We start from the raw sequence: 8,548 nt of genomic DNA, 5'->3' as shown, positions 1-8,548 counted from the left end.
GACCCGGTCGTGGCGGTGGCTGGCGGGCATCGGCCGTCGGGCGAGGAGCAGGCGCCGCTCGACCTCGACGCCGTGCGCGCCGCCATCCTGCAGCATGCGCCCGCCGTCACTGCCTTCGCCGTCGCCGGCTATTTCGCCGTGCGCAACCCGGCGCATGAGCAGGCGGTGCGTGACCTTGTGCGCGACCTGACCGGCAAGCCGGTGCCCTGCGGCCATGAGCTGACCTCCGGCCTCGACGCGCCGCGACGGGCGCTGACCGCCCTGTTGAACGCCCGGCTGATCCCGCTGACCGCATCATTGATCCGGGCGGTGCGCGGCCGGCTGGACGCCCGCGGCATCACGGCGCCGTTGATGGTGGTGAAGGGCGACGGGTCGCTGATCGCCGACCGCTTCGCTTTGGCCCGCCCGGTCGAGACCGTGCTGTCCGGCCCCGCTGCCAGCGTGGTCGGCGCCCGCTGGCTGACCGGGCGCGAGGACTGCTTCGTCTCGGACATCGGCGGCACCACCACCGACATCGCCATCCTGAAGGACGGCCGCCCCCTGCTGAACCGCGAGGGCGCCCAGGTCGGCGGCTGGCGCACCATGGTCGAGGCGGTGGAGATCCGCACCTTCGGCCTGGGCGGCGACAGCGAGGTGCGGCTGGAACCCAGCTTCGGCCTGGCGGTCGGGCCGCGCCGATCGGTGCCGTTGAGCCTGCTGGCGCACCAGCACCCGGAAATGCTGTCGGCACTGCGGCGCCAGGCCGAACGCGGCGAATGGACCAGCCTGGACGGCCGCTTCGCCCAACGCCTGCGCGCGCTGGACACCGAGGCCGACACCCTGTCGGCGCCGGAACGCCGGATCTGGGACGCGCTGGCCGATGGGCCGCAGCCGCTGGAATCGGTACTGACCAGCCATCTGCTGGACCGGCCGCTGGAGCGGCTGGTGTCGCGCGGACTGGTGATCCTGTCCGGCTTCACCCCGACCGACGCCGCCCATGTGCTGGGGCTGCATGATGGCTGGTCGCGTGAGGCGGCACTGCTGGGCGCCACCTTGTGGGCCAAGCGCCCGGCCGAACCCGGCTGGACCGTGCCGCCCGACGCCGAGGCCTTCGCCCGGTCGGTGCTGGAGCAGTTGACCGCGGACAGCGCGCTGGCCCTGGTCGAGGCGGCGCTGGCCCGCGACGGCGTGGCCGAACCGGCCCGCGAGGCGCGCGGCCTGCTGCCGCGCCGGGCGGTGGCCGGCATCCAGGCCCCGTCTGCCCTGCTGCGCCCCACCCTGACGCTGGGATTGCCTCTGGTCGGCATCGGCGCCTCGGCCGGGACCTATTATCCGGAGATCGCCCGGCGCCTGGGCACCGAAAGCGTGGTGCCGGAGCATGCCGGTGTCACCAACGCGATCGGCGCGGTGGCCAGCGGCGTGCTGCAGACCGCCATCGTCACCATCACGGCACCGGAGGAAGGCCGCTTCCGCGTCCACGCCCCCGGCGGCATCCGCACCTTCGACAGCCTGGCCGACGCGGCCGCCCATGCCGAAGCCGAAGCCTGCGGCCGGGCCGAAGCCCTGGCCCGCGAGGCCGGCGGCCAGGACGTGGCAGTGACGGTGGCCCGTGCCGACCGGGTGGTGGCGATGGCCGGCGGCCTCGACATGTTCGTCGAAAGCACCATCACCGCCACCGCCGCCGGCCGGCCGCGGATGGGGTGAGCCGGCGTCGTCACATCAGCCGGCTGGTCACCACGAAGTACAGCACGAAGACCACGCCGAGCCCCCAGACCACGGGCGTGACGGCCCGGGTGCGACCGAGGGCGAGGCACAGCAGGATGTAGGCGAAGGTGCCGATCGCCATGCCGTTAACCAGGTTGGCGCTGAGCACCGTGATCAGCAGCATCAGCACCACCGGCACCGCGTTGACGAGATCGGACAGGTCGATCCGCGCCAGCCCCTGCAGCATGAAGATGCCGACCACGACCAGCGCCGGCGCCGTGGCCTGGGCCGGGATGATGACGAAGACCGGCCAGACGAACAGCGCCAGGACGAAGCAGGCCGCGACCACGATCGAGGTCAGGCCGGTGCGGCCGCCGGCCTGTACCCCGGTGACGGATTCGATGAAGGCGGTCACCACCGAGGTGCCGAGCAGCGGCCCGACGATGGTCGCGGTGGCGTCGGTCGAGAAGGCGGCGGTGGCGTTCGGGATCGACCCGTCCGGCCGGCGCAGATTGGCCGCCCCGGTCACGCCGATCAGCGTCGCCAGCGTGCTGAAGAATTCACCGCACAGGAAATAGAACAGCAGCGGCAGCACCACCAGGAAGTGTGAGGCGAGATAGCTGAAGTCGAGCGCCAGGAAGGTGCTGGCCGGCCATTTCGGCATGGCGAAAAAGGCGGTCGGCAGCGTCGTCACCATGGTGCCGTCATCCTTCAGCGGCACGAAGATGCCGATCACGGTGAGGATTGCGATCGACAGGATCAACGCTCCCGGCACCTTGCGCGCGACCAGGACGGGCGTGAGCAGCAGGCCGGCCAGGGTCAGCAGCACCGGCGGGCTGGCCAGCGACCCCATCGCCACATAGGTGTTGGGGTTGGCGACGATGAAGCCGGCCCCCCGCAACCCGATGAACACGATCAGCGTGCCGACCGCGGCCTGGATGCCGATCTTCAGCGCGTCCGGCACCTCCTTCGCCACCTTCTCGCGCAGCTTCGACAAGCTCGGCACCAGGAAGATCACGCCGGTGACCGCGACCATGGCCAGGGCCGCCTGCCAGGGGATGCCCATCTGCTTCACCACGACATAGGCGAAGACGATGTTCGACCCCATCGCCGGCGCCACGGCCAGCGGCAGGTTCGCGGTCAGCCCCATCATCAGGCTGCCGAAGATCGCGGCCAGCGCCGTGGCGATCACCAGGTCGCCGCGGTCCATCCCGGCGGCCGACATGATCGCCGGGTTGACCGCGACGATGTAGGCCATCGCCGCGAAGGTGGTGACGCCGGCGATCACCTCCTGCGGCAGCGAACTGCCGCGTTCGGACAGCCTGAAGCGCCGGTCGAGCCAGCCGCCGGTGGACGACGGATCGGATACGGTCATGAGCCCCCCTCGCCCGGGTCTGCGCCGGGTCGGATCGATCGGAACGGCGCCCCCTACCAGACGACGGGGTGGGTCTCCCCGCTCTGCACATTGACGAAGCCCTGCGGCGCCTGCTCGCAGGGTGCCACCAGCACCCAGCGCCACGGCGCGCAGGTCAGCGTGGCGAAGATCAGCCGCTCCGGGAAGCCCGGAAACCAGCGTGGATGGAAGGTCGGCTCATACATCCAGTCGATGCCTTCGGCAGCGGCGTAGAGGCGCTGCATCTCGGCATCCAGTTCCTCCGGCGGCCGGCAGCTCATCAGCCCGCCGATCTCGTAGCGCACCGTGGCCAGCACCTGTCCGTCGCGCACCAGGGCCCAGCCGCCCTGCTGCTCCGTCAGCGTGTTCACCGCCAGTGCCATCGCCGCATCGGAGGACCCGACCGCCCAGATGTTGTGCTTGTCATGCGCGACCGAGCAGGCCAGGGCCGTGTCCGGCGTGCGCGGGCCGCAGCCGAGCCAGAACATCTTCGCCACTTGGCCCTCGCCGGAGAAGCGGTCGACGATGGCGAATTTGGTGATGTTCCGCTCCGGGTCGCGCTGCACCGCGCCGTCATGCACCGGCAGCTCGGCGGTGAGGAAGCCGTCGGCCCAATGGAACGGCCGCAGCAGCGCCGCCTGCATCGTCTCGCGCCCCGGCGCCGTCGGCAGCGCGAAATCCGCCGCGGTCAGCCGGCGCTGGATGTTCACCGTCTGCCGGGCCCAGCCCGGCCAGTCGATCTGCGGCAGCGCGCCGGTGTAGCGCTTGCCCTCGGACACCGGCCGGCCGTCGGCCCAGACCTCGGCGATATCGAGCGTCTGGACATCGGACAGCAGCACCACATCGGCATAGCGCCCGGGGGCCAGGCTGCCGACCCAGGGCGTCAGCCGCATGTGCCGCGCCGGATTCAGGGTAACGCACTGGATCGCGATCTCCGGCGCCAGCCCATGCTGGATCGCCAGCCGGGCGTTGTGGTCGGTGGCGCCGAGCTTGAAGGTGTCGGAGACGCTGCGATCGTCGGTGGTGAAGGCGATCTGCGACCAGTCGGCCAGGCCTTTGCCGAGCAGCCAGGGGATGACCTCGGGCATCGAATAGGGCCGCAGCTCGACGAAGATGCCGTGGGCGAGCTTTTCCCACACCTCCTCCGGCGTCCACGCCTCATGGTCGGAGGCGAGGCCAGCGGCGGCGAAGGCGCTGATCGTGGCGGTGTCGCGCAGCCCGGCACCATGGCCCTCGACCACGCCGCGCTGTTCGAAGGTGGCGCGGATCATGCCCCACAGCCTCGGATAGGACGGGTTCTCCGGGTTCCAGACCGCCGGCCAGTCCATCACCTCGTCCAGCCCGGCGACCATCAGGCTTTCCTTCAGGAAGCCCTTCTGCTCGTCATAGCCGTACCAGCCGCCGCCCCATTCATAGGCGGTCGGCGGCACCGCGGACCCCGGCAGCGGGAAGATCTTCAGCGGCGAGCCGCGGCGCCGGGCCTCGAACCAGAAGGCCAAATTGTTCGGGCCGTCGACATTGGAGAATTCGTGGCTGGCCTCGCAGGTCCAGGTGTTGCCGCGCGGCAGCACCAGCGCCGCCTCCCATTCCGGCGTCAGATGCGTGCTTTCGATGTGCTTGTGCACCTCGCCGAAGCCGGGCACGGCCGCCAGCCCGGATCTGTCGACGCGCTGCGCCGCCTCGCCCGGGAAGGTCCCGGCCGGGCCGGTCCAGGCGATCCGCCGGCCCTTGATCGCGATCTCCTGGTCGTCGCGCCAGCTGCGGGTGTGGACGTCGAACAGCCGGCCGACCCGCAGCAGCGTGTCGGCCGGCCGCTTGCCCAGCGCCGTCAGCACCAGATCCTGGCGGATCGCCACCTCCTCCTCGGCACCGATCAGCAGGTCATCGGGCAGGGCAGGCGCGGTCGCCATGGGTCGATTCTCCATCGAGATAATGTACGACCTTTAGCGCCGGACTACCCCTCCCGGCAAGGCCTCACAGGATCTCGAAGACGTCGTAGCTTACGCCGCCCGGCCGGCGCTCGCCCATGCCGACCGCCACGATCCGGTTCAGCCAGGCATGGGCCGGCGAGGCCGTCTCGAAGAAGGGCGCGATCCGCAGATAATATTCGGATCGCGCGACGGCTTCGCCCCGCGCGATCCGGGCGCCGACCTCGGGCGCGGCATACCGCACGCCGCGATAGGTCATCAGGATCAGCCCCCCGTCATGGGTCAGCAGGGTCAGCCGGACATCCTGCTGGAACGAGCCGTCGGCGCGGGTCAGCAGCAGGTCCGACCCGCCATGCGGCAGCACCTCGCCGGCCAGCCGGTCGCCATCGAACCGTCCGCCCGACACCGGGACCACCCGGCGTTCGCCCGCGGGTGTCGCCCCAAGTTCGTGCATCGGGTGGAGGGTCATCGAAAGGGTGAACAAGGGGCGCGATTTGAGCTCGGTCATGGCAATCTCCGGTCATGGGCATGAGCCGTATTGGACGCCGGTCGAGCGGCCGGCGCAAAGCAAGCGATCTTGCCGGTCATCTTAAGCTGCCCTTAATATGAGCGATGCTGAAACGGATGCCGAAACGCTTGCCGGCCCTCGAATCCCTGCGCGTCTTCGAGGCTGCCGCCCGTCACGCGAACTTCACGCGGGCGGCCGCCGAACTCGGCGTGACACCGGCCGCCGTCAGCCTCCGGATCCGCGATCTCGAGGTAGAACTCGGCGCGACGCTGTTCCGCCGCTCCGGGCCGAACGTCACACCGACCGAGGCCGGCAGGATGCTGGCGGAGCGCATGGCCCGGGCGTTGGGCCTGATCCGGGCGGCGGTCGACGACTGCCGTGACGCGATCCTCCCCCTGCGCGTGACGGCCCCGCCGACCGTCGCCATGCGCTGGCTGACACCGCGCCTCGCCGGGTATCACGCACTGCCTGGGGCCGTTCCGATCCAGCTCGACGTCTCGGCCGAATTGCGGCCGGGCGAGCGCTTCGACATCGCCATCCGGACCGGAGCCGGCAGTTGGCCGGCATACGACGCCGTCCCGCTGATGCCGATCGAGGCCACGCCGATGTTGAGCCCGGCGCTGGCCGCCAGGGCAATGCTGTCGTCGCCTGCGGATCTGGCGGCCTTGCCGCTGCTGCCCCATGATGCTTGGCCGCGCTGGTTCCGCGAGGCGGGCGCTGATATCCCCGGCCTGCGCTTCTACGCCGACGACTATCCGACGCATGAGCTCGACGCCTCGGCGGCCATCGAGGGCGCCGGCGTTGCGCTGCTGTCACCGCTGTTCTTCGGGCCGCTGCTGCGCGACGGCAAGCTGGTGCAGCCGTTCCCCCACGTCATCCGGGGACCGGCCGCCCACCACATCCTGCTGCAGCCCGGGGAGGCACGGCCCGTGGTGCTGCGCTTCCGCGACTGGCTGCAGGACGAGGTGCGCCGCCGGCCGGACAGCCCTATGCCAGCTGCTTGAGCATGTAGCTGGTGTCCTCCAGCACGCCGGTGGTCGAGCGGGCGTGGCCGGGCACGATGCCGAACAGGCGGAACCCCAGGCTCTCATACAGCGCCTCGCCACTGTCGCCGCGCCTTGTGTCGAGCAGCAGCAGGCTGCGATCATGCCGGCGGGCCAGCGCCTCGGCCGCCAGCATCAGCGCCCGGGCGATGCCGCGGCGGCGCGCGGCCGGATGCACCAGCAGCTTGGCGATCTCGGCCCGGTGGATGCCGTTGGCCGGCATGCCGAGGACGATTTGGACCGTGCCGACCACGCGCCCGTCCAGCCGCGCCACGATCACCCGCCTGATACCAGCGCGGAAGGCCGGATCAAGCCCCCGCCAGAACTCGCGCGCCTCCTCCACCGTGAACGGCAGGACGAAGCCGACGCTGGCGCCGTCGAGGACGCAGCCATGCAGCACCTCGGCCAGATCGTCGAGATATGCGGCGAGGCCGTCGGGCGTGACCTCCGCCAGGGTGACCGGGGTCGGGACGGTGGTGTCGGGCATGGCGGCGCTCACGGCTTGCACAGGGCGATGAGGTAATGCGCGGGCTGCGGCCCGGGGCATTCGAAGCGGGTCGGGCCGAACAGGCGATAGCGCAAGCAGTCGCCCGGCCCGAGCCGGTGGACCACGCCGTCCACCATCAGGTCGAGCGTGCCGTCCAGCATCCAGACATGCTGTTCGAGGCCGTGGATTGGCGGTGTGTCGTAGCTGACGATCGCGCCGGCCGGCAGCGTGCCCTCGACCAGCTCGCCACGCAGTCCCACGGCAGGCGGCGACACGCTGCGGCGGGTGAAGCCGCTTTCGGGGTCGGTCCAGCCCGCCTGTTCGGCCCGGCGCAGCAGCTGCGGCGGCTCGGTCTCGACCTCGGCGATCAGGCCGGACATGGTGCGGCCATAGGCGGTGCAGAGGCGCCCGAGCAGCGATGCGGTCGGGCTGGTCTCGCCCCGCTCCAGCCGCGACAGCGTCGCCCGGCTGACGCCGCTGCGCTCGGCCAGCACATCGAGCGACCAGCCCTGCTCGGCCCGGAGGGTCGCGAGGCGGGCGGCGAGCCGGGCGTCCACCGGCTCCGGTTGGGATGGCAGATCGATTCTCATGATCGGGAAATTATCCCGATCATGAGAATTAGCGCAAGAGGCTTAAGAGGCCGGCGGCGGGGCGAAGCGGGTGTCGCGCGGCTGGTCGGCCGGGAAGGGCTGCGGCCCGGCCGCCTCCACCACATTGGCCGGATCGTCCAGGGTGAACACCGCCATGCCGATCACGCCGATGTTCCGCGGATCGCCCTGCGGCGTATTGGCGGCATAGGCCTCATCAGGGGCGGAGAAGCGGAACGCCGCGACCTCGCTCTCGCTCTGGCGGAAACCTTCGATCACCAGCCGTTCCCCCGGCCGGATGATATAGCCGCGGTTGGCAATCGTGCCCGGCTGGCCGCTGAGCACGTCGAGCCCGTCCACCGTCGCCACGATCTCGACCGTCTGCCGACCAGGATTGCGGAAGGCCAATCGATAGAGATCGCCGGATCGGCCATGCAGGCGGAAGTCGCCCGCGGCACCCGGTGCCAGCGGCATCGGCCTGCCGCGGGCGTCGAGCACCGACCATTCGACCTGGCCATAGGTCACGGGCAGCGTGTGAGCCATGCCCACCGGCGAGCCTGTCGTACGGCCGCCATCATACCGGATCGTCACCTGCCCCTCCGGCCGATCCGGCCACAGGCGGGACAGGCTGACGAAGCGGATCGACGACGTGATCGTCTCACCCCATCCAGTCCCCAGCCGCGGCGCAGGCGCCGGCTGCGGTTCGGGCGGTGGGACGGCAGCAGCATCACTCCTTGCCGGCGATTGGCCTCCCGGCGCAGCGAACTGGCTGACCACCCCCAAAGGCACCAGCCTGTCCGCGGCCATTTCCTGGTGCACTTCGACTGATTTCGAGCCCGACGGCGCCGAAACGCAGGCGGGCAGGGCCAGCAGCAGCCCGGCCAGAAGGATGTTCCTCAACCCATGCATCGTCCCCTCC

8 protein-coding genes are annotated in these 8,548 nt (G+C 70.8%); 2 read left to right on the top strand and 6 right to left on the bottom strand.

Translation table 11 applies throughout. From position 1 onward, the window contains the following. The coding region (locus tag AC3XYG_RS32345; RefSeq protein WP_489143999.1) for a hydantoinase/oxoprolinase family protein at positions 1–1,683 on the top strand (1,683 nt) is incomplete at its 5' end. Positions 1,684–1,693: 10 nt separating this feature from the next. Here AC3XYG_RS32345 and AC3XYG_RS32340 read toward each other — a convergent pair. From AC3XYG_RS32340 to AC3XYG_RS32330, 3 genes are all read right to left on the bottom strand, one after another. Beyond that, positions 1,694–3,058, bottom strand: coding sequence for an NCS2 family permease (locus AC3XYG_RS32340; RefSeq protein ID WP_489143998.1), 1,365 nt, complete (start codon positions 3,056–3,058; stop codon positions 1,694–1,696). 53 nt (positions 3,059–3,111) lie between these two features. Next, positions 3,112–4,986, bottom strand: coding sequence for an adenine deaminase (locus tag AC3XYG_RS32335; RefSeq protein ID WP_489143997.1), 1,875 nt, complete (start codon positions 4,984–4,986; stop codon positions 3,112–3,114). Between the two features lie 64 nt (positions 4,987–5,050). Further along, on the bottom strand, positions 5,051–5,512 hold the full coding sequence (locus AC3XYG_RS32330) for a DUF3237 domain-containing protein (protein ID WP_489143996.1): 462 nt from the start codon (positions 5,510–5,512) through the stop codon (positions 5,051–5,053). A gap of 116 nt (positions 5,513–5,628) precedes the next feature. Between AC3XYG_RS32330 and AC3XYG_RS32325 the strand changes: the two genes are divergently transcribed. Beyond that, positions 5,629–6,516, top strand: coding sequence for a LysR family transcriptional regulator (locus tag AC3XYG_RS32325; protein WP_489143995.1), 888 nt, complete (start codon positions 5,629–5,631; stop codon positions 6,514–6,516). Here AC3XYG_RS32325 and AC3XYG_RS32320 read toward each other — a convergent pair. From AC3XYG_RS32320 to AC3XYG_RS32310, 3 genes are all read right to left on the bottom strand, one after another. Next, on the bottom strand, positions 6,500–7,042 hold the full coding sequence (locus tag AC3XYG_RS32320; protein WP_489143994.1) for a GNAT family N-acetyltransferase: 543 nt from the start codon (positions 7,040–7,042) through the stop codon (positions 6,500–6,502). The two genes, AC3XYG_RS32325 and AC3XYG_RS32320, sit on opposite strands and share 17 nt — an antisense overlap. A gap of 8 nt (positions 7,043–7,050) precedes the next feature. Continuing rightward, positions 7,051–7,632: a helix-turn-helix domain-containing protein gene (locus AC3XYG_RS32315; protein WP_489143993.1), complete on the bottom strand. Its 582-nt coding sequence runs from the start codon at positions 7,630–7,632 to the stop codon at positions 7,051–7,053. 42 nt (positions 7,633–7,674) lie between these two features. Continuing rightward, the coding region (locus tag AC3XYG_RS32310; protein WP_489143992.1) for a hypothetical protein at positions 7,675–8,548 on the bottom strand (874 nt) is incomplete at its 5' end.

The organism is Inquilinus sp. (assembly GCF_057815775.1).
This window is presented reverse-complemented; position numbering and strand designations above follow the sequence as displayed.

Excerpts from the sequence above, each read along its gene's own strand:
- AC3XYG_RS32315 (WP_489143993.1), bottom strand. The coding sequence starts at position 7,632 with ATGAGAATCGATCTGCCATCCCAACCGGAGCCGGTGGACGCCCGGCTC.
- AC3XYG_RS32340 (WP_489143998.1), bottom strand. The coding sequence starts at position 3,058 with ATGACCGTATCCGATCCGTCGTCCACCGGCGGCTGGCTCGACCGGCGC.
- AC3XYG_RS32325 (WP_489143995.1), top strand. The coding sequence starts at position 5,629 with ATGCCGAAACGCTTGCCGGCCCTCGAATCCCTGCGCGTCTTCGAGGCT.
- AC3XYG_RS32320 (WP_489143994.1), bottom strand. The coding sequence starts at position 7,042 with ATGCCCGACACCACCGTCCCGACCCCGGTCACCCTGGCGGAGGTCACG.
- AC3XYG_RS32330 (WP_489143996.1), bottom strand. The coding sequence starts at position 5,512 with ATGACCGAGCTCAAATCGCGCCCCTTGTTCACCCTTTCGATGACCCTC.
- AC3XYG_RS32335 (WP_489143997.1), bottom strand. The coding sequence starts at position 4,986 with ATGGCGACCGCGCCTGCCCTGCCCGATGACCTGCTGATCGGTGCCGAG.